Origin of the sequence: Caulobacter sp. UNC358MFTsu5.1 (assembly GCF_000712075.1) — a bacterium.
GTDB lineage: Bacteria > Pseudomonadota > Alphaproteobacteria > Caulobacterales > Caulobacteraceae > Caulobacter.
Genome location: NZ_JONW01000005.1, coordinates 558655 through 579193, shown reverse-complemented (window position 1 = coordinate 579193; position 20539 = coordinate 558655). Strand labels below are relative to the sequence as shown.

12 protein-coding genes and 1 pseudogene are annotated in these 20539 nt (G+C 67.1%); 11 read left to right on the top strand and 2 right to left on the bottom strand.

Annotated elements, in window-relative coordinates; genetic code table 11:
* Positions 1–8: 8 nt before the first annotated feature.
* The 4 genes and pseudogenes from BR39_RS0104560 to BR39_RS27230 all read left to right on the top strand — a co-directional run bounded on the left by BR39_RS0104560 (position 9) and on the right by BR39_RS27230 (position 7312).
* Positions 9–5570: a DEAD/DEAH box helicase gene (locus BR39_RS0104560; protein WP_029908162.1), complete on the top strand. Its 5562-nt coding sequence runs from the start codon at positions 9–11 to the stop codon at positions 5568–5570.
* A gap of 131 nt (positions 5571–5701) precedes the next feature.
* A complete protein-coding gene (locus tag BR39_RS26915) occupies positions 5702–6715 on the top strand; it encodes a hypothetical protein (protein WP_231499396.1) in 1014 nt (337 codons plus the stop codon).
* Positions 6637–6930, top strand: a pseudogene (locus BR39_RS27235) (TniB family NTP-binding protein); the annotation flags it as partial. The gene BR39_RS26915 and the pseudogene BR39_RS27235, both read left to right, overlap by 79 nt.
* Before the next feature lie 232 nt (positions 6931–7162).
* A complete protein-coding gene (locus tag BR39_RS27230) occupies positions 7163–7312 on the top strand; it encodes an MbcA/ParS/Xre antitoxin family protein (protein WP_255347286.1) in 150 nt (49 codons plus the stop codon).
* Positions 7313–7558: 246 nt separating this feature from the next.
* Here BR39_RS27230 and BR39_RS0104550 read toward each other — a convergent pair whose 3' ends face one another.
* Together BR39_RS0104550 and BR39_RS0104545 are read right to left on the bottom strand one after the other, a co-directional pair.
* Positions 7559–10987: a hypothetical protein gene (locus BR39_RS0104550; RefSeq protein WP_051695180.1), complete on the bottom strand. Its 3429-nt coding sequence runs from the start codon at positions 10985–10987 to the stop codon at positions 7559–7561.
* 13 nt (positions 10988–11000) lie between these two features.
* Entirely contained in the window at positions 11001–12773 is a 1773-nt protein-coding gene (locus tag BR39_RS0104545; protein ID WP_029908156.1) for a hypothetical protein, read from the bottom strand.
* Positions 12774–13259: 486 nt separating this feature from the next.
* Between BR39_RS0104545 and BR39_RS26035 the strand changes: the two genes are divergently transcribed.
* The 7 genes from BR39_RS26035 to BR39_RS0104505 are packed head-to-tail and all read left to right on the top strand — an operon-like array spanning position 13260 to position 20492.
* Positions 13260–13580, top strand: a complete 321-nt coding sequence (locus BR39_RS26035; protein WP_197026641.1) for an STAS domain-containing protein — start codon at positions 13260–13262, stop codon at positions 13578–13580.
* Positions 13577–13942 (top strand): response regulator, encoded by a 366-nt coding sequence (locus BR39_RS0104530; protein ID WP_029908153.1) that lies wholly within the window; start codon positions 13577–13579, stop codon positions 13940–13942. The genes BR39_RS26035 and BR39_RS0104530 overlap by 4 nt, the downstream gene beginning before the upstream one ends.
* A complete protein-coding gene (locus BR39_RS0104525; RefSeq protein ID WP_029908152.1) occupies positions 13939–15921 on the top strand; it encodes a chemotaxis protein CheA in 1983 nt (660 codons plus the stop codon). The genes BR39_RS0104530 and BR39_RS0104525 overlap by 4 nt, the downstream gene beginning before the upstream one ends.
* A gap of 14 nt (positions 15922–15935) precedes the next feature.
* Complete coding sequence (locus BR39_RS0104520) at positions 15936–16436, top strand: chemotaxis protein CheW (RefSeq protein ID WP_029908150.1); 501 nt, start codon at positions 15936–15938, stop codon at positions 16434–16436.
* Between the two features lie 14 nt (positions 16437–16450).
* The gene (locus tag BR39_RS0104515; protein ID WP_029908149.1) at positions 16451–18268 is read left to right on the top strand and encodes a methyl-accepting chemotaxis protein; all 1818 of its coding nucleotides are present in this window, start codon (positions 16451–16453) and stop codon (positions 18266–18268) included.
* A 47-nt stretch (positions 18269–18315) separates the two neighbouring features.
* The gene (locus tag BR39_RS0104510; protein ID WP_029908147.1) at positions 18316–20010 is read left to right on the top strand and encodes a methyl-accepting chemotaxis protein; all 1695 of its coding nucleotides are present in this window, start codon (positions 18316–18318) and stop codon (positions 20008–20010) included.
* Positions 20010–20492 carry a chemotaxis protein CheW gene (locus BR39_RS0104505; protein ID WP_029908146.1) on the top strand — a complete coding sequence of 161 codons (483 nt, stop codon included), beginning with the start codon at positions 20010–20012 and terminating at the stop codon, positions 20490–20492. The genes BR39_RS0104510 and BR39_RS0104505 overlap by 1 nt, the downstream gene beginning before the upstream one ends.
* Positions 20493–20539 lie beyond the last annotated feature (47 nt).

Genomic DNA, 20539 nt, shown 5'->3' with positions numbered 1-20539 from the left:
GGGCTCAAATGACCGCGACCATTCAAGAGACGATCGAGGCGCTGCAGCGCACCTTGCTGGGCTATATCGAGGCGACCTATCACGTCGCCGATCCGTCCGTCGTGCGCCAGCGCCGCCAGTTGCTCGAAGAGATCGGCGGCATCTTCCAGAACCCGTTCCTGGAATCCACGCCGCGCTATCAGACAGGCAAGCGCTATGCGGAGATGGCGAACCTACCGAAGGGCGCACGCGACCTCTACATGCGGCTCTCCGATCCTTCTGCGGGCAAACCACTGCTGTTCGATCCGCCCTACATCCACCAGGCCGAAGCCATCGAAGGCATTCTGGTGGAGCTCAGAAACCTGATGATCATGACGGGGACCGGCTCCGGCAAGACCGAGTCATTCCTACTGCCGATCATCGGCAAGCTGGCGGTCGAGGCCCACGACAAACCGGAGCAGTTCGCCAAGCATCACGCCGTTCGCGCCATGGTGCTCTATCCGATGAACGCCCTGGTCAACGACCAACTGGGCCGGCTGCGGCTGCTGTTTGGCGACCCGCGCGTCGTTAGCGCTTTCGAGCAATGGTCCGGGCGGGCGGCCCTCTTCGCGCGCTACACCAGCCGCACGCCCTACGCCGGGGTGCGCACACGCCAAAAGGACTCGCGACGGCTCAAATCGATCGGCGACTTCTTCGTCGATATCGAAGACGCCGCAGCCCAGGTCGGCCCGGGCACTCCACCGCAGTCGGCTCCGGCCAAGGCGCAAGGTCTGCAGGGCAAGCTCCATGACAAGGGCAAATGGCCCGCCAAGCCGAGCGTGGGCGGTTGGTTCGGCAGCGGCAATTGGTTGGACTCGAACGGCGAGTTCCGAAGGGCGATCACCCGGGCGGGCGAAGCCGAACTTCTAACCCGCTACGAAGTGCAGGTCAGTCCGCCTGACCTGCTGATCACCAACTACTCGATGCTGGAATATATGATGCTCCGGCCCATCGAGCGCCCGATCTTCGATCAGACGCGGGCCTGGCTGAAAGCATGCCCAGATGAGAAATTTCTCATCGTCCTCGACGAAGCTCACCTCTATCGCGGCGCCCAGGGCGCCGAGGTCGGCTTGCTGTTGCGGCGCCTGCGCGAACGGCTGGATATCCCCGCGGAGAGGTTTCAGGTAATCTGCGCCACGGCGAGCTTTAGCGCCGAGGGTAAGAAGACGGCCGGCGTGTTCGGTGGCCAGCTCTCGGGGGCGGAACCGTCGAGCTTTCGACCAATCACCGGTGATCTGAAGCTTCAACCCGGTGAGGGCGACGGCGTCGAAGCCGACGCCATGGCCCTCTGCAGCGTCGACATGGCCAAGTTCTATTCCGATCTCGATGCCGAGCGCGACCAGTCGATCGCATCGTTCCTCGCCTATCGCGGCAAGCCGAGCGGCGCAGGACACGGACCCGACCTTCACGCGGCGCTGTCTGGCTGGGCCCCGTTCAGTCGGCTCGTCAACGCCACCATGGTCGGCGCCCTATCGTTCGACGAAGTTCGGCAGCGCGTATTTCCAAAGATCGACACGCCCCGCGGCGACCAAGCCATCAACGCCCTATTGGCGCTAGGCAGCCGGGCGCGGCTCAAGCCCGACGACGCGAGCCTCTTACCCTGCCGAATTCACGCCTTCTATCGGGGCTTACCCGGCCTGTGGGCCTGCACTAATCCGGACTGCGAAGATCTCCCACCGCTCGACCGCGGCGGTCCAATCGGCCGCCTCTACAGCCAGCCGCGCGCCCGGTGCGCCTGTAACGCCCCGGTTTTGGAGTACTTCACCTGCCGGTACTGCGGCACTTCGTACGCTCGTGCCTACACAAAGGACGTCAGCCGGCCGCGGCAGATTTTCGCCGATGCAGGTCATCAGATGCTTACCGCCGACGGCTTCGTTGAGGCGCTGGAGCCGCTCGACCTGCTACTGGAGCCGCCCGCCGCAGCCACGCTTGGCATTCCTGCCGTCTACGATCTGGTCACTGGTCGGCTTGATCCGCCTCACCCGAGCGAGCGAACACGCATCGTCTATTTGGCGCCCTCGACCATCGCCATGGCCGGCCAGGCGGACAGCGGTGATGATGAGGACGATGACGACGATGAGGTGGACGGCGACGGAAGTGCGGTCAGGGCCGGTCAGTTCGCCCCCTGCGGCTGCTGTAAGAAATACGCGCGCGGCAACAAGTCGAGTGTTCAGGATCACATAACAAAGGGCGATCAGCCCTTCCAAGCGCTGCTAAGTTCTCAAATCAAGGTTCAGCCGCCTAGCCCCAGGCCGGCCACCGAGTTCGCGCCGCTACGCGGTCGTAAGGTTCTGGTCTTCTCGGATTCTCGCCAGGTCGCGGCGCGACTGGCCCCGACGCTGCAGAACTTCTCGTTCAAGGACACTATTCGCGCCCTGCTGCCGAGGGGTTATCGGATGCTAGAGGACGGATTGCCGGCCGTGGTGCTCGACAACGCCTACATGGCCGTGATCGTGGCCGCCCACCGTTTTGGGGTTCGCCTGCGGCCTGGCCTTGAGGCATCCGAGGTCACGCCCACTCTGCACGACACCGCGCCGGGCAGTGTTCCGGATGCTCAGGAACTGATGGCGCTCATCAATGAGAAGCCGCCGGTCAATCTGACACGCGCCATCGCTGATACGTTACGCGACAATGTCCTGGGCTTCGAAGCGCTCGCGGTGGCCTCAATCCGCGAGGCGCCAAAACACACCGACAAGCTTGTAACAATGCTCCCGCCCCTACCGGGGTTGGCAGAGACGCCGGAGACCAAGCTGGCGGTAGTTCGCGCCTGGCTGAGAGCGTGGGCCCGAAAACCCGGTATATGGTTCAAGGACATGCCGCCAGGATGGTGGGGCACGGGCGGGCTCGTCCGCGCGCACCGTGGGGAGTTTAAGCCGTTAAATTCCATCTTCAGCACGCCGGCGTTGAAGTCGGCGTTCAAGAAGGGCTGGCTCCCGGTCCTGCTCCCACTTCTGACCGAGAACATTAACGGCCAGCATCGGATGGTGGCTCGGAATCTTACCCTGGAAATTGGCGGAACCTGGCGCCGGTGCAACCGCTGCACGTCAGTGCATCGGCCGATCAGCACGCTCAGCGTCTGCATCGACTGCAGTTCGGACGACATCCACGCCTTCGATCCGGACGCCGACGACGTCTTCCAGGCTCGCAAAGGGTTCTATCGCACACCGGTGATCGATGCTCTCGAGTCCGACCAGCCCGCGTTGATGTCCCTGATCGCTGCGGAACACACCGCACAGTTAAACGCGGCTCGCCCTGACGAGGCTTTCTCCCGGGCGGAACACCACGAAATGCGCTTCCAGGACATCGACCTGGCTTGGCGCAACACCGACGTGCCGGAGACGGCGATCGACGTTCTCTCCAGCACGACGACCATGGAGGTCGGTATCGATATTGGTGAACTATCGGGGGTCGCGCTTCGAAACATGCCTCCGGGGCGGGCGAACTACCAGCAGCGCGCCGGCCGCGCCGGTCGCCGCGGCAACGCCGTGGCCACGGTGGTGGCCTTCGGTAGCGCCGACAGCCACGACGATCACTATTTTACGCGGCCCCAGGAAATGATCCGAGGGGAGGTCATCGACCCCCGCCTCACGCTGGAAAATCCCGACATCGCCCGTCGCCACATCCGGGCGTTCGTGCTCCAGCGCTATCACGAAGCACGTCTGCCGGATCTCGATCATACCACCGAGGCCGCCGCCAACCTGTTCTCCGTGCTCGGAAAGGTCGGCGATTTCCGGGACTCGACAGGCATCCTCAATCGTGTGGACCTGGCAGAGTGGCTGGAGTTGGCGCGCGACGACTTGGTAGGTGCCTTGCAACGCTGGTTGCCGACCGAGCTTTCGTCAGCAGATCGCGCGGGGTTGATTGCCGACTTCATCCCCGATCTGCTGGCCGCCGTAGACGAGGCCACAGGCGGACAACCCCCGATGCCGGTCGCCCTTGAAGCCGATAAGCAGCCTGAAGTGCTCGATGGGCCCGAGGCGATTGGGTCGGCGGACACGTCAAGCGGAGGCACCGAGACCGAAGGCGCGGAGCAAGATCCTCAGCCAGAGGCCGAGGATCTGGTCGATGTGGCCTCTGACAATCTATTGGACCGCCTGCTCTATTGGGGCGTCCTACCGCGCTACGCTTTCCCGACCGACGTCGCACCCTTCTATGTGTTCAGCCCGAACTCGACGGGCTTTCGTCACGAGATGGAATTCGCCCCCAGTCAAGGCCTCAACGTGGCCCTGTCGCAGTACGCCCCAAATAAGCAGATCTGGATCGCCGGCAAGCAGTACACCTCGCGAGCGATCTATTCACCGTTCCCGCACGACCGAAAGAACGCTTGGGGTCGCCGCAAGCTTTATTACGAGTGCGCCCGGTGCGGTCACGCGAAGACCATCGATTTCGACCCAGGCCGGCGTGGAGAAACCCTCACCTGTGAGGCCTGCCAGACGCCGGGCACGTTCGGTCCGAGCAAACCCTGGTTCCGCCCACCCGGCTTTGCCCATCTCTGGGATCAACCGGCTGTCACCACGCCGGACGAACCGAACGAAACCGCCTACGCCACGCGAGCCAAACTTGTCATGTCGACCGGCGTCCAAGACTTCGACCACGAGATAAATGCCAGGCTCCGGGGTCTTGCTACCCGCAAGCATCTACTCGTTTCGAACTCTGGACCCGGCGGCGACGGCTACGAGTACTGCGTGCGTTGCGGGCGCATTGAGTCCGTAGCCTCGCCGGAGGTGAATTTGCGCCAGCCCCACGGCTTACCTTTCCCCAATGAAAGCGAGCCCAATTGTCAGGGGGCCGTGTCCCGAGGGGTGGTGTTGGGCGTGGAATTTGTCACAGACATAGCGCTGTTCTCTTTCAGCCTAACCTCGCCAATCCGATTGCCACCGCCCAACGCCGAGACCGCGTCGGCAATGCGCACTATCTGTGAGGCGATCGCCAAGGCTGCGAGCCAATTGTTGGAGATTGAGCCCGGTGAAATCCTGGCGGAACATCGGCCGGCGTTGAACGACGATGGTGCGGCCGGAACCGCCGTGGAAGTCTTCCTCTACGACACGCTCGCGGGCGGCGCAGGCTTCTCGCCGCAGATGGCGTCTCGCGGCAGCGAACTATTTTGCAAAGCGCTTGAGATCATGGAGGATTGCCCCGCAGCCTGCGACGCGTCTTGCTACCGGTGCTTGCGGAGCTTCCGCAATCGACTTGATCACAACCTGCTCGACCGCAAACTTGGCGCCCAAGTGCTGCGGCAGGTGATGACCGGCGTGACCCCGCCTTATTCGCCCGAGCGGGCTCAATCGTCCGTCGAGCTCTTGGCGGCAGATCTGCGCCGCCAGTTCTCCGACGGATTCGACATCATCACCGCGCTAGGCTCAGCGACGCAGGCTCCAATCAGCCTTAAACAAAATTCCACGGGCAAAGCCACGCTGTTCGATCTTCATTCGCCAGTCGCACCAAGCGTTCCACTCCACGCCACGCAGGTGAAAGGCGTTGTGCTGATCGACGAATTGCTCGTTCGCAAAAATCTTGGCGAAGCTGTCGCTAAGGTCGCGAGCGCGCTCTAGGTCATACGGGAGCGAACCGACCCAAAATCTATCTTCCTTCCTCCGCCGATCCGTTCCCCATCCTTGAGTTTATCTTCGGTCGCTTCGACGAAATCGTCGTCGATGATGGCCGGGAGTTTGCCGGCGTCGCGATGCAGGAGGCTCTCGCCGATATCGGTACCTCCCTTCGGCTCGCTCCAGTTGGTTCCCCAACCTATAAGGCGCCTATCGAGCGCCTGTTTGGCACCCTCAACTCTCTTCTGAATCGGAAGCTGCCGGGTGGCGTGCTTAAGCCCGAGCTCTTGCGTGAATTTGGATACGATCCAGAAAAGGAAGCGGCGCTCACGCTCACTGAGCTTGAGGAACTCCTCACGGAAGCAATTATTCTCTTTCACATTACGCCGCGTCGCGGTCAGAGCGCCTGTCCCGCCCAACTCTGGCAGGAGAGCGCTCAGCAGCATTCAATCGACGTCATCAGGGACGATGCGCAGCTCGACAAGATGCTGGGTGCTGTCAAATACCCCTGCCGCGTCACGCGGTCGGGCGTCGAACTGTTCGGCTTGGTGTTTCACGACGAAGGCAAGGTTTCAGCCTTGCTCGAAGATCTGATTGGCTATGAGCCGATCAGGCCCCGCAGAAAGGGTTCGGCTACAGCAACGGTCAAGGTCAAGTACAACCCGGCTTGCCTGTCGGAGATCCATGTCTGGAACAGGCGCAACAGCACTTACGTGACGCTTCCTTGCCTCGATGCGGACTACGCCCGCAGCGTGTCGCTCTGGCACCATCGGCAGCTTCAAAAGTGGGCCGAGGAGAGGGGGGAGCGGTTCTGCAGCGAAGCGGACCGACTACGAGTCCGGGCGGGGCTGAACCAGAAGCTAGAGGATCTCGCACCCACGCTTCGTGGCAAGGAGCGCCGAGCCATGGCCCGGCTGCAGAACTCGCCCAAGGTGCAGTCGCTGAACGAGGGTGAGGTGGCGCTGGCCTACGCGCCTTCTCGCCACGATGGCTTGGCGCCCATCTCCGCGCGCTCGCGCCCTCGGGATCGGGCAAGACAACCGCCACTGCGGAATTTGTCCGGCAATACCATGCGAGCAACCCTCGCAATTCAGAACGCGTCCCCATTGTCTTCGTCGCACTCGAACGCGCTGCGACATCCAAGCGGCTGATGAGCTCAATCCTGGACTATTTCGGGGACTCTTATTCGTCTCAAGGCACTGAGCAAAAACTCAAGATGCGGGTGAAGGCGTGCTTCCAGAGGTTTCAGACCGACCTCCTAATCATCGACGAGGCCCAACATCTCAACTATCGAAATTCCGAACGCAGCGACGTCACCGACAGCCTGAAAAGGCTTCTGGACGATGGCGTCGTTCCAATTGTGTTTCTAGGCACGGAGGAAGCGAGGGACCTTTTTACCCGTAATGTGCAGCTCGGAGGGAGGCTCCTTCCTCCGTGCGACCTCAAGCCTCTAGACTTCCGAACTCCATCTGACCGAGGCCTGCTCGCGGGCTACACGACACTTTTGGATCAGGCGATCGTTACAAAGCGGATCTTGCCGGAAGTCGGTGGCCTGCAGGTCCAAGATATGACTGAGAGAAATCAAGCTCCGCCAAACTTTGATCCCGTCGCCTTGGCTGGGCGATTGGTTGAGGTCGCCCCTACCTGCATTTGGAGGCGCTTGCCCAATGGATTTCCTGGACACAATGGAAGGCCAAGCGCTGATCTCGGGCACTCTGGAGCGGCTGGAGTCAGGCGCATATTCTTGACCGAATGGCGAGCCAGTAGCTGGCGACCGTTTTTGGCGTATCGGCGCCTTAGAGATTTCGATCGAGCACGTTCGCGAACGACCACGTAGAACAGCATAAACCGACGCTGGGCCCGGCTTAGGTTGGCCGAAGGCGATTCAGGGACTGCGTTAAGTTGTTTCCTGAAATTGGTGGCCAAGACGGGCCGCAACAAGATCAATCGCTTAGCGGGTCGGCCCTATGGCGCACCGACAGCGGCGCCTCCCCCTAGTGCTCCTGCCCCGGCGCGAACAGGTAGATGCTGGCGGCGGCGACCATGAGCCCGCCGTAGGTGAGCATCAGGGCGGCCTGGGTCGCGGCGAGGGCGGCCTTCACCTTGATGTCCTCGGCGATAGCGATCGGCAGTTCCAGGATGCCGCCGGTGTTGAACGCCAGGTTGCCGACGGTCTCGGGCAGCAGGGACTTGTAGGTGGTGTCGAAGGCGCCGTGGTTCTGGAGCAGGTTGGCGATCACCGGCAGGTTCCAGGCGATATTCAGGAAGGTCTCCAGGAAGGCGAACACCTCGCCGGCCGGGACGCTGGCCGCGTAGCGGATGGCGACCATGCTCTTGAGGAGGCTCAACACGGTCAGGATGTTGTTCAAGTCCGCGGCCGCGTTGTCGGTCGACGTGTTGATGATCGAGGCGATGTTGGGCGAGACGTAGGTGAAGTTGCCCAGGGCGGCGATCGTCGCCAGGGTCGCGAGATAGGGCAGTCCCGGCGGGGCGTCCTCGTCGAACGCGAAGCGCTGGATGTTGCCGACCGTGACCAGGACGATCCCGCCGAACAGGGACCCGACGCCGGTCGCGAAGGCGAAGATCTTGAGCTTGTCCTGGTCCAGCACCGGGGCGGCGGCCTTCGGGCCAGGATGGGGCGCGGCGACGAACTGGGCCTTGATCGCGTCGAGGTCGCCCGCCGCGATAAGCCCCTGGGTGAAGGCGTCGTGCCTGGGGAACGGCGCGCGGCGGGCGGCGGCCTTGTAGACCAGGGTGACGGGGATGGCCGCGACCAGGCAGACCAGGTCGAGGAACGACAGGTCGTCGCCGGTCAGCTCCTTGTACAGCCAGGACAGAACCGGGATGTGCAGCCGGTGGGCCAGGGTGTCGACCACCCCCGCCGCCAGCTGGGCCAGCACGTCCAGCATCGTGACCAGCACGTTCTCGGCCGACTGCAGGAGCGTGTCGGTGAAGATCGCCACCAGGCGCTTGAGGATGTCGGTGAGGCTGAGGCTGCTGAACTGTTCGAGGATGTCGGTGCGGATGGCGTCGACGGCCGCGGCCAGGGTCTCGCCCTCGGCCTCCATCAGGTGGATCAGGTCCTGCAGGATCGCCTCGGCCGGCGTGGCGGGCGACAGGTCGCTGGAACTGGACGCGCAGCCGCCCTTGAAGTGGTGGACGCCGAGGTTGGCGGGGGCGCTGTTCAGGCCGGCGACGGGCGGGTTCGACGCCAGGGTCGCCCCGGCGCTCTGCTCGAAGTCGGGGATGTCGGCCCAGCCGTCGAGCGCGCTCCGCATCCGCTGGAACAGCGGCTGCAGATCGGCCTTGAAGGTCTCGATCTCCGAGACCGCCGCCTGGGCCAGGCGCAGGAGGACGTTCTTCAGCACCCGGTGGGTGACCAGGATGTCCTGCCATTCGAACAGGAACTGCAGGAACAGGATGACGTCTTCGACGGCCACCTTGATGGCGTGGTAGATCCAGGTCGCGGCCGCCACGACCGCCTCCACGCCGTCGAGCACGCCGTGATAGACCGCCTCGCCGATGGTGGCCACGAACAGCCAGGCGCCGTCGCTGGCGTCCTCGACCAACTGGATCGCCGCCTCGACGCCCGACTCCAGCCAGCCGAACAGGTCGCCGACGTCGACCGCCATGCCCTCGCCGATCCCCGCCGCCGCCAGGGCCGCCGTCCGCGACGGGGGCGGGGCGAGCGCGGCCGGGCGAGCCTGGGGGAACGGCGCGGCGGCGACCTTGGCGTAGGCCTTGGCCAGGCACTGGTTGGAATAGGCCACGCGGTCCAGGTCGCCCTTCGAGGTCCCGGCCGGGATGAAGGCGCGGCTGTTCCCCTGGCGGTCGACGATCTGGGCCGAGCGCAGGCTGTCGGCGGTGGTGTACTGGGCGTTGCGCGCCCAGGCCGCGTCCAGGGTGTTGATGGCGAGGTCCGGCTGGCCGTCGACCGAGGCCAGGAACCGCGTGCCGGCCAGGCTGGTGGTCGTCTCCACGATCGTCACCGCGCCCTGGGCGTCGGTCAGGACGTCCACGGGCGACGGGCCGACCAGGTAGTAGAGGTGGTTGATATAGACCGAGGTGACGTTGGTCGCGGTCAGCCTCACGGCCAGGTTCCGGGCCGGCCGGCCGTCGGCGTCGGTGACCTGGAGGTGGGTGGTGTAGCTGTGGATCGCCGCCGAGGCCTGGGTCGTGTCGCGGGGCGGCAGGGTGATCGGCCGCCGGGCCCACAGGCCGGTGGTCGGCGACTTGACCAGCTTGGCCAGCCCGTCCCCCGTGTGGGCGAAGAAGGTGTTGGCGCTGTAGGCGCGGTCGACGAAGGGCGAGATCGCGTCGACGCCGGTCAGGATCGGCAGCGGGGCGCTCCACGCCGCCGCCTGGGCCTGCCGGCCCAGCGGACAGGTCAGGTAGAAGACGGTGTCGTCGCCGTTCAGCCCCCAGACCGTCACCGCGTCCTGGGCGGCGTAGGCATGGAGGGCGCGCACCGCCGACAGCAGGGGATGGGCGGCGACCGGCACGCCCTGCGCCTGGTCCTTCTGGTTGTCGCTGGCGAACCAGTAGAGGCCGCCCGCCGCCGCGACATAGAGGTCGGAGGCGCCGTCGGGGTTGCGCGCCACGGCGATCGCGTCGGCGACGAGGCCGCCGGGCAGGTTCAGCCGCGACGGGAGCGCCGGCAGCGACGGGTCGAAGACGTTGTACAGCGGCGTGTAGACCAGCTGTCCCGAGGTCCCGACGGTCCCCTTGGTGTAGAGCCCGTCGACGCCGAACGCGTGGGCCGCGCGGCCCAGGCGGGAGACGTAGTCCTTGGCCTGGATGTCGACGGCCAGGTCGTGCGGCCGCCACTTCGGCGCGGCGTCGGCGGCGGGGTCGAGATAGTAGCGCGACAGGAAGCCCACGGGCTGGGTCGGGTCGCGCAGGATATCGACGACGACGTATTCGGCGTCGCCGGCCTCGCTGATCAGGACGTCGGCGATCCGCAACGGGCTGGGCGGATCGATCGGCTGGCCGGCGCCGTCGACCGCGTCGAACGGCGCGGCCGTCCAGGCCGGGGCGGCGGTCCAGCCCAGGTCGGACTCCGAATTGCCCAGGCTGAGATAGAGGTGGTCGCCGGTGTCGTCGCCGACCACCACGGCCAGGTGGATCCGCGCGCCCGCCCCGCCCGTCGCCGCCGCCTGGGCCGCGCCGAACGCCTTGACCGAGGCCTTGCCGCCGAAGGCGCCGGCGATCAGCGCGCCGCCCAGGTCGACCTGACGCCAGCCATGGGTCTGGCCGGGCGCCTCGACCGTCAGGTTGAACGTCCCGCCCGTGCCCAGCGAGAACAGCAGCGAGGCCCCCGCGTCGGTCTGCAGGGCGACGAACTTGTCCTGCGGCAGCAGGACGTCCGCCTGGATGTAGTTCTCCATCAGCTCGGACGAGGCCGCGATGGTGTAGCCGCTCATGGCGCGCCCTCCGTCAGTTGGGGTTGACGTAGGTCAGCCGCGCCGTGAGGTCGTGGCCGTCCGAGAAGTACAGGTCCTTGAACGTGAAGGCCTCGTTCCCCGGGAAGACCCAGGCCCGGTAGCCGTTGATCGTGGCGGTCAGGTCGTCGACGTAGCGGGTGAAGGCCCTGTCGATATAGGCCGCCAGGCTGTCCTCGACGCTGGTGAGTCCCGCCTTGAGGTGGCCCTCGAGGCCGAGCAGGCCGACCAGGCCCCTGGGGTGGAAGTCCCATGCCTTGGCGTGGGAGACGGTCCCGTTGGTCTGGGTGACCTGCAGGAGACCGTTCTGGTCGACGCCGAGCGTGTAGAGCACCGTCAGCTTCTTGTCGTAGTAGGGCGCGTAGGGCAGGTCGATGAACGAGGCCAAGCCCTCGGTGTGCTTGAAGGACATGGAGGCGACCGCTTCCACCCAGATCCGGATCTGGTTGCCCCTCACGCCGACCCGGCCGGTCAGGGCGTAGTCGTAGTTGCCCCAGATCCTGACGGCGTGGCTCGCGCTCGTGGAACTGTCGTGCGAGGGGGGACAGGCGAAGTCCAGCGACAGCAGGTCGTTGAAGCCGTCGGGAGAGGGCAGGCCGACCAGGGAGATGGGCGCGAAACCCCGCGGCGCGCTGGCCGGGGCGGTGGAATACTTGATCGTGAAACTCTCGCCCGAATGGCTCAGGTGCACATTGGTGTCGAGGCAGAGGACGCCGACCTCGGCGTTGACCAGCTGGGCCAGGTAAGCGGCGAAGACATCGCGCCGGACCGCCTGCACGCCCGAGAAGGCGTCGACCTCGTTCAGCTCCACCCAGTTCCAGGCGAAGGGCACGGGGATCGGGGCGGTGGTCGATTGCGAGCCGACATAGACCAGGGCCGCGGCGTTCGACTGGGCCGGCGTCGGGTTGCTGATGGGATGGCCGTTCTGCAGGAGGGGCGAGACCTCCCGCGACACCGCGCCCAGCTGCAGGGTGGCGGACCGCGGCGCCGTCACGGTGAAGCTGTAGCTCAGAACGGGGTCGCCGCTCTGCTTCAGCTGGGTGAAATAGGCGCCCAGGAACACCGCGGAGATCATGTTCCAGAGCACGGAGCCCGACGAAAGGCCCTCGATCTGGGGGACGGTTTCCAGGATCGCGGTGTCCAGGTCGAGGAACAGCTTCTGAATCGTGAAGGCGTTGGGCGCGGCGTGCTGCAGATCGATGATGCGCTGCTGTACGGCGGGCGGGACCCGGGAGCTGGGATCGATCGTCGTGATGTCCAGAGAGACGTTGGCCGAGAAATACCAGGGCGGCCCCGAGCCGCTGGGCTGCGACGTGTTGGTCCACTTCATGTGCGTCGGCCCGATATACTCGATGCCGACGATCTGGAATTCGGCGCAGAGCAGGTTGAACCGAACGGGGGCGCCGGCGCCCGCGCCGAACGTCACGATCGGCGGCAGGTCGGCCAGCGGCATGTCCGGCAGGCCCAGTCGGGCCTTGACCCCTCCGACGAAGCCGAGCGCGGCCAGGTTGACCAGGCGGGGGTCCTTCGGGTCGGCGTCCGGGGGGATCGTGAACGGGTCGGCCCCCTTCGCCTCGGTCACCAGCGTCTGGTAGTCGATCGGGACGAGGTCGCCGTTGGCGTCGTAGACGTAGCAGAGGACGACCTCGGGGGCGGCCAGGCCCGCGAGCAACTGCTTGAGCGTGGCGTTGACGCTGGCCTGGGTCACCGCGACCACCAGGTCGAAGCCGTAGCGCGGATCCGACAGGTTCGACTCCGAGACGCTCATCGGTCACATCCTTGCTCGACCACGGGCCCAGGGTGCGTGCGGCCGGCGCGGCTCGCGCCCTCGGTTACGCCTTTCGAATTTGTACTGTAAGTTGTTATTTGTCGATACTCGTTTCATGCGAGTATAGGCGTCTGTTACTGATGTCTCGACACGGCGGACGCCGAAGCAGGCGCCGAACCAGCGGGATGGGCGCTGTCGGCCACCTGAACCCCGCCGCCGGCTTCGGTCCCTGGCCTGAAGGGGACGCCCTGGTCGCCGCCCTCCGCGGCCGGTGAGCGGCGGTGCAACGCGCGGTGTTTCCTCAGGAATTGGCGCTGGGACGCGCTTGGCGCGAGTCGTATCGCCGCCTCGCGCGGATAGGGACAAATTGTCGCTCCCCTGCAGGTTGTCCTGTTTACCTTAATTTAATCGCGCCCTCACAAGCTTCCGTACAAGATAAATATCCCAGATAACGGTGGTATTTATTTGTTCCGGGGGCTGAATTTATTGTCGGGCGTCGAACACAACCTGGTATCATTTACCGGTGACCTGACGGTCGCCAGTATTTCTCAAGCTCACGCCGAGCTTGGAGCCGCCTTGGGACAGGACGGCCCCGTTGTCGTGGACATCGACGGCGTCAGCGAAATCGATCTGACATTCGTCCAACTGCTCGAATCCGCGCGCCGCAAGGCCGCCGAGACTGGACGTAACCTTACGTTGCGTCAGCCCGCCGGCGGCGCAGTACTGGAAGTGCTGCGACGCGGCGGCTTCCTCGACGATCAAACCTCCGAGCGCACGCAGTTCTGGCTGCAAGGGAACGCCCAATGACTTCGATCCTCACCGTGGACGACTCCGCCAGCATCCGTCAGGCGATCAAGATCGCCCTGAGCGGCGAAGGCTACGCCGTCACCGAGGCGGTGAACGGCCAGGACGGCCTGGACAAGGGTTCGGCCGGCGGCTTCGACCTGATCGTCACCGACCTGAACATGCCGGTCATGGACGGCCTGCAGATGATCCGGGAACTGCGCCAGCGCCCGGCCGGCGCCGGCGTGCCGATCCTGTTCCTGACCACCGAGTCCGACGCCGAGATCAAGGCGCAGGCCAAGGCCGCCGGCGCGACCGGCTGGCTGACCAAGCCCTTCGACCCCGAACAGCTGGTCCGGGTGGTCAAGAAGGTCCTGGCCAAGTGAGCGGCCTCGATCCCATCGAGACCTTCCGCCAGGAAGCCCAGGACCTGCTGGAGGAGATCGAGCAGGGCCTGCTCGACCTGGCGCATCGTCCCGGGGATCGAGACCTGGTCGACGCCGTCTTCCGCGGCCTCCACACCCTGAAGGGGTCGGGGGCCATGTTCGGTTTCGACGCCCTGGCCGCCTTCACCCACCACTGCGAAACCGCCTTCGACCGCGTCCGCAAGGGCGAGGTCGCCGCCACGCCCGAGCTGGTCGGCGCGGTCCTGGCCGCCCAGGACCACATGCGCGCCCTGGCCGAGGGCCGTCCCGCCCCGGCCGAGGCCGGCGAGGCCCTGCTGGCTGAACTGCGCCGCGTGGTCGAGGCCGCGGGCCAGCCCGCCGGCGCCGCCCCCGCCGCCGCGCCGTCGGAGCCCGGCCTGAACCGCTGGCGCGTCCGCTTCAGCCTGCCGGCCGACGCCCTGGTCAACGGCACCCGTCCCCTGCCGCTGCTGGACGAGCTGCGCGAGCTGGGCGAGTGCGCGGTGGTCGCCGTCACCGACGCCGTCCCCGACTTCGACGTCCTGGTCCCCACCGAGTGCCACCTGGCCTGGGACGTGACCCTGGTCACCAAGCACGGCCGCGACGCCATTGAGGACGTCTTCATCTTCGTCATCGACGACATGACCCTGGACATCCAGGACCTGAACGCCGCGGCGCAAGCCGAGGCGGTCGCCGAGACCCTGGAAGTCGCGCCCGCCGCGCAGGACGCCGCGACCCCGGTCGAGGCCGCCGCCAACGAGGGCCGCAAGGCCGGCGGCGACACCGTGCGCGTCCCGGCCGAGCGCCTGGACGAGATGATGGACCGCGTGGGCGAGCTGGTCATCGCCCAGTCCCGCCTCAAGCAGCTGGCCGCCTCCAGCAGCGACATCGCCCTGCGCGCCGTCGCCGAGGAGATCGAGCGCCTGGCCGCGGAGATGCGCGACACCATGATGGTGGTCCGCATGGTGCCGATCGCCCAGCTGTTCGGCCGCTTCCGCCGCCTGATCCACGACCTGGCCCGCGACACCGGCAAGACGATCGAGCTGTCGACCGAGGGCGAGACCACCGAGCTGGACAAGACGGTGATCGAACGCCTGGCCGACCCGCTGATCCACCTGATCCGCAATTCGGCCGACCACGGCCTGGAGACCCCCGAGCAGCGCCGCGCCGCCGGCAAGCCCGAGGCCGGCCATATCGTGCTGGCCGCCCGCCAGTCGGGCGCCGAGGTGGTGATCACCATCACCGACGACGGCCGCGGCGTCGACCGCGCCCGCGTCCGCGCCAAGGCCGAGGAGAACGGCCTGATCCAGCCGGGCCAAGTGCTGAGCGACAGCGAGCTGCTGCAGCTGATCTTCGCCCCCGGCTTCTCGACCGCGGCGGCGATCACCAACCTGTCGGGCCGCGGCGTCGGCATGGACGTGGTCAAGAAGACCATCGAGGGCCTGCGCGGCTCGATCGAGATCACCAGCACGCCGGGCTCCGGCTCGGTCGTCTCGCTGCGCATCCCGCTGACCCTGGCGATCATCGACGGCCTGCTGGTGCGGGTCGGGACCGGCCGCTACGTGATCCCGCTGGCCTCGGTCGAGGAGTGCGTGGAGCTGTCGGTCGAGCAGGACGTGCGCTCGACGGGCCGCAGCCTGATCACCCTGCGCGACCAGCTGGTGCCGTTCATCCGCCTGCGCCAGATGTTCGCCACGGGCCTCGAGCCCGATCCCCACCAGAAGATCGTGGTGGTCTCCACCGGCCAGGCCCAGGGCCAGGACCGCGTGGGCCTGGTGGTCGACCAGATCCTGGGCGACCACCAGACCGTCATCAAGGCGCTGTCGCCCTTCCACGCCGATGTCGGCGCCTTCTCGGGCGCGACGATCCTCGGCGACGGCGGCGTGGCCCTGATCCTCGACATCGCCCACCTGGTGGCCGCCGGCCAACGCCAGGACGCGCAACTGCGCGCCGCCAGCTGATGAAGGGCCCGGACATGACAGCCGAAACCCCCACTGAAGCCATCGAGGCCCTGACCTTCGACCTGCGCGGCGAGACCTTCGCCCTCGAGGCGGGGCTGGTGCGCGAGGTGCTGGACCTGCTGCCCGAGACCGGCGTGCCCGGCGCGCCGCCGTTCGTCGGCGCCGTGATCAACTTCCGCGGCCGGGTCATCCCCCTGGTCGACCTGCGCGTCGCCTTCGACATGGAAGTCGCCGAACCCACCATCGACAGCCGCATCGTGGTCATCGAGTACGACCTGGACGGCGAGGCCACCCTGATCGGCCTGCGCGCGGACAAGGTCCACGAGGTCACCGCGATCGACCGGGCCGTCACCGAGGAAGCCCCTCGGGTCGGCCTGAAGTGGCGGTCGGACTTCATCCGCCTGTTGGCCCGGCGGGCCGGCGACGTGATCGTCATCCCGGACCTCGACCAGATCTTCGCCGCGCGCGGTCAGTCGACCGCCAACGTCACCCCCATCAACGCGCTCCAGTCCTGAGCGGGAATCCCACCATGCGCTTCACGATCAAACTCAAGCTCGGCCTGGCCTTCGGTCTGCTCATCGCCATGCTGATGGGCGCGACGATCTTCGCGGTCGCCAGCCTCGGCTCGCTGAACAGCTCGCTGAAGGCCGTGCTCGACGGTCCGGTGAACCAGCTGGCCGCCGCCCAGCGGCTGAAGACCTCGTTCGTCGAGATGGTGCGCTCGCAGAAGAACCTGATCCTGGCCACCAGCCCGGAGAAGATGCGCAGCTACGAGGCCGACATCCTGAAGTTCCGCAAGGAGTTCGAGACCGAGCTGGCGGAGTCGACCGCCGAGGCCCCCGCCGCCGACAAGGGCCAGTGGGCCGAGCTGCAGGGCGCCTGGGACCAGTACGCACCGATCGAGGCCGAGGTCCGCAAGCTGGCCATGGACAACCACGCCGACGAGGCCGCCAAGCTCTCGCAGGCCCCGTCGTCCAGCCAGATCACCGCCGCCCTGCGCAAGTCCACCGCCACGCTGGTCGACCTGCAGCAGACCCACCTGGTCACCGCCGAGAACGCCGCCGAACGCGCCTACGCCATGACGCGCAACGTGCTGATCGTCGCGGCGCTGGTCGCCCTGATCCTGGCCGGCGCGGCGGCGTGGTGGATCTCCACGACCATCAGCCGCGGCCTGCGCAAGGTGTCGGACGTCGCCGAAGCCGTCGCCCTGGGCGACCTGAGCGTCACGGCCAGCGTCACCTCGAACGACGAGATCAAGGACCTGATCGACACGGTCGGCCGGATGACGGCCAACCTGAACGCCACCGCCGGCCTGGCCGACCAGATCGCCGACGGCGACCTGACCGTCGACCCCAAGCCGCTGTCGGACCGCGACACCCTGGGCATCGCCCTCCAGCGCATGGTCGAGCGCCTGCGCGGCGTGGTCGGCGACGCGATCTCGGCCTCGGAAAACGTCTCGGCCGGTTCGCAGGAACTGTCGGCCGCCTCGGAGCAGGTGTCGCAGGGCGCCACCGAGCAGGCCTCGTCGGCCGAGGAGGCCTCGGCCTCGATGGAGGAGATGGCCTCCAACATCAAGCAGAACGCCGACAACGCCGCCCAGACCGAGAAGATCGCCCGCCAGTCGGCCAACGAGGCCGAGGTGTCGGGTGAAGCGGTCAACCGCGCCGTCGAAGCCATGCGCACGATCGCCGAGAAGATCGCCATCGTGCAGGAGATCGCCCGCCAGACCGACCTGCTGGCCCTGAACGCGGCCGTCGAGGCCGCCCGGGCCGGCGAGCACGGCCGCGGCTTCGCCGTGGTCGCCTCGGAAGTGCGCAAGCTGGCCGAGCGTTCGCAGACCGCCGCCACCGAGATCGGCGCGGTGTCGTCGGACACGGTCAAGGCCGCCCAGTCGGCCGGCGACATGCTGACCGCCCTGGTGCCCAACATCCGCAAGACCGCCGAGCTGGTGGCCGAGATCAGCGCCGCCTGCCGCGAGCAGGACATCGGCGCGGCCCAGATCAACGAGGCCATCCAGCAGCTGGACAAGGTGACCCAGCAGAACGCCTCGGCGTCCGAGCAGATGTCGGCCACCTCCGAGGAACTGGCCGCCCAGGCCGAGGAGCTGCAGACCTCGATCGCCTATTTCCGCCTGTCGAACGGCGGCCAGGCGTCGCGCAAGTCGGCGGCCCCGGTCGTGCGCCTGCCGGCCCGCGCCGCCGCCAAGCCGGCCGCGCCCGCCAGGGCTCCGGCCCGCAAGACCGCGCCGCGCGCCGTCGCCGTCCAGCAGGCCCGGGCCCAGGGCTTCGCCCTGGACCTGAACCAGGGCGGCCCGGACGCCGACGACCGCGAATTCACCGAATACTGAGGACCGCCGACCGGCGATCCACCTGACTACGTCGAGGGGACTAGACCATGCGCTTCACGATCAAACTGCAGCTCGGCCTCGCCTTCGGCGTGATCATCGCCCTGTTGCTCACGGCCACCCTGTTCGGGATCAACAGCCTGTCGTCCACCAACCGCGACATGAACGCGCTGGTCGACGGCCCGGCCACGCGCCTGCGGGCGGCCCAGCAGCTGAACATCCACATGCTCAACGTGGTGCGGGCCGAGAAGAACATGGTCCTGGTCGACACCCCCGAGGAGGTGAAGACGCTGGAGGCCTCGATCGGCAAGGAGAAGCAGGCCTTCGACGCCCTGCTGACCAAGACCGAAGGCCTGGCCACCGCCGAGGGCCGGCCCAAGTGGCAGGCCCTGGGCGACGCCTGGGAGCGCATGATCGCCGCGCATGAGCAGGTCTACGCCCTGGCCGCCTCCAATCGCGACGCCGAGGCCACGGCCATTTCGATGGGCGAGGGCCGCAAGGCGGTCCTCGAAGCCTCCGCCCAGGTGCAGGAGCTGGTCGAGCTGTCGCAGGCCCAGATGGACGCGGCCACCGACAACGCCGACGCCGACTTCGCCAAGGTCCGCACCAGCCTGATCATCCTGGCGGCGGTCTCGCTGCTGATCGCGGTCGGCGCGGCGCTCTACATCTCGATGGCGGTCAGCAAGGGCCTGAACCGGGCTTCGGACGCCGTGCGCGCGGTGGCCGAGGGCGACCTGACCAAGACCGTCGACATCACCACCAAGGACGAGATCGCCGACCTGCTGGGACATGTGAACGTGATGATCGAGCGCCTGCGCGGCGTGGTCGGCGACGCGATCTCGGCCTCGGAAAACGTCTCGGCCGGTTCGCAGGAACTGTCGGCCGCCTCGGAGCAGGTGTCGCAGGGCGCCACCGAGCAGGCCTCGTCGGCCGAGGAGGCCTCGGCCTCGATGGAGGAGATGGCCTCCAACATCAAGCAGAACGCCGACAACGCCGCCCAGACCGAGAAAATCGCCCGCCAGTCGGCCAAGGACGCTGAAGTCAGCGGCGAGGCGGTCAACCGCGCCGTCGAGGCCATGCGCACGATCGCCGAGAAGATCACCATCGTGCAGGAGATCGCCCGCCAGACCGACCTGCTGGCCCTGAACGCGGCCGTGGAAGCCGCCCGGGCCGGCGAGCACGGCCGCGGCTTCGCCGTGGTCGCCTCGGAGGTGCGCAAGCTGGCCGAGCGCTCGCAGACCGCCGCCACCGAGATCGGCGCGGTGTCGTCCGACACGGTCAAGGCCGCCCAGTCGGCCGGCGAGATGCTGACCAGCCTGGTGCCGAACATCCGCAAGACCGCGGAACTGGTGGCCGAGATCAGCGCCGCCTGCCGCGAGCAGGACATCGGCGCGGCCCAGATCAACGAGGCCATCCAGCAGCTGGACAAGGTGACCCAGCAGAACGCCAGCGCCTCGGAAGAGATGTCGGCGACCTCCGAGGAACTGGCCGCCCAGGCCGAGGAACTGCAGGCCTCGATCGCCTACTTCCGCACCAACACCGCCGGCGCCGCCCCGCGTCGCCAGGCGGCCCGCCCGGCCGCGCCGGCCAAGCGCCCCGCCGCTTCGGCGCCGCGCAAGCCGGCCGCCTCGGCTCCGGCCCGCCAGACGGTCGCGGCCCAGCAGGCCCGGGCCGGCGGCTTCGCCCTGGACCTGACCAACGGCGGCCCGGACGCCGACGACGCCGACTTCCGCGAGTACGCCTGATGGCTGTCGATCGCCAGTTCGTCACCCTGGGCCTGGGCGCCGAGGTCTTCGCGGTCTCGGTGGCCCATGTCCGCGAGATCCTCGACTACCAGGCGCCGTTCGCGATCCCGGAAGGGCCCGACTACCTGATGGGCCTGACCGACGTGCGCGGCCGCGGCACGCCGACCATCGACCTGCGCCTGAAGCTGGGCCTGCCCGCCGTCGAGCCGACCGGCGCCACGCGCATCCTGGTGCTGGACGTGCCGCTGGAGGACCGCCTGCTGTCGCTGGGCCTGATCGCGGACCGGGTGATCGAGGTCGTCTCGTTCTCCGAGGACCAGATCGAGGGCGCGCCCGACATCGGCGTGCCGTGGCGCTCGGAATACATCCAGGGCGTCGTGCGCCGCGACGTTTCGGCCGGCAAGGGGGGCTTCGTGGTGATCTTCGACCTGGGCCGCCTGCTGACCAGCCAGGACGCCGCCGCCCTCAGCCAGGCCGCTTAAGGCCAGAACGCGCCCGGCGGCCCCGAGGGCCGCTCGCATGACCAGCG

What these genes read in the sequence shown, in the direction of transcription:
- BR39_RS0104560 (WP_029908162.1), top strand. Translation starts at nt 9, where the DNA reads ATGACCGCGACCATTCAAGAGACGATCGAGGCGCTGCAGCGCACCTTG.
- BR39_RS26915 (WP_231499396.1), top strand. Translation starts at nt 5,702, where the DNA reads ATGCAGGAGGCTCTCGCCGATATCGGTACCTCCCTTCGGCTCGCTCCA.
- BR39_RS0104550 (WP_051695180.1), bottom strand. Translation starts at nt 10,987, where the DNA reads ATGAGCGGCTACACCATCGCGGCCTCGTCCGAGCTGATGGAGAACTAC.
- BR39_RS0104545 (WP_029908156.1), bottom strand. Translation starts at nt 12,773, where the DNA reads ATGAGCGTCTCGGAGTCGAACCTGTCGGATCCGCGCTACGGCTTCGAC.
- BR39_RS0104530 (WP_029908153.1), top strand. Translation starts at nt 13,577, where the DNA reads ATGACTTCGATCCTCACCGTGGACGACTCCGCCAGCATCCGTCAGGCG.
- BR39_RS0104520 (WP_029908150.1), top strand. Translation starts at nt 15,936, where the DNA reads ATGACAGCCGAAACCCCCACTGAAGCCATCGAGGCCCTGACCTTCGAC.
- BR39_RS0104515 (WP_029908149.1), top strand. Translation starts at nt 16,451, where the DNA reads ATGCGCTTCACGATCAAACTCAAGCTCGGCCTGGCCTTCGGTCTGCTC.
- BR39_RS0104510 (WP_029908147.1), top strand. Translation starts at nt 18,316, where the DNA reads ATGCGCTTCACGATCAAACTGCAGCTCGGCCTCGCCTTCGGCGTGATC.
- BR39_RS0104505 (WP_029908146.1), top strand. Translation starts at nt 20,010, where the DNA reads ATGGCTGTCGATCGCCAGTTCGTCACCCTGGGCCTGGGCGCCGAGGTC.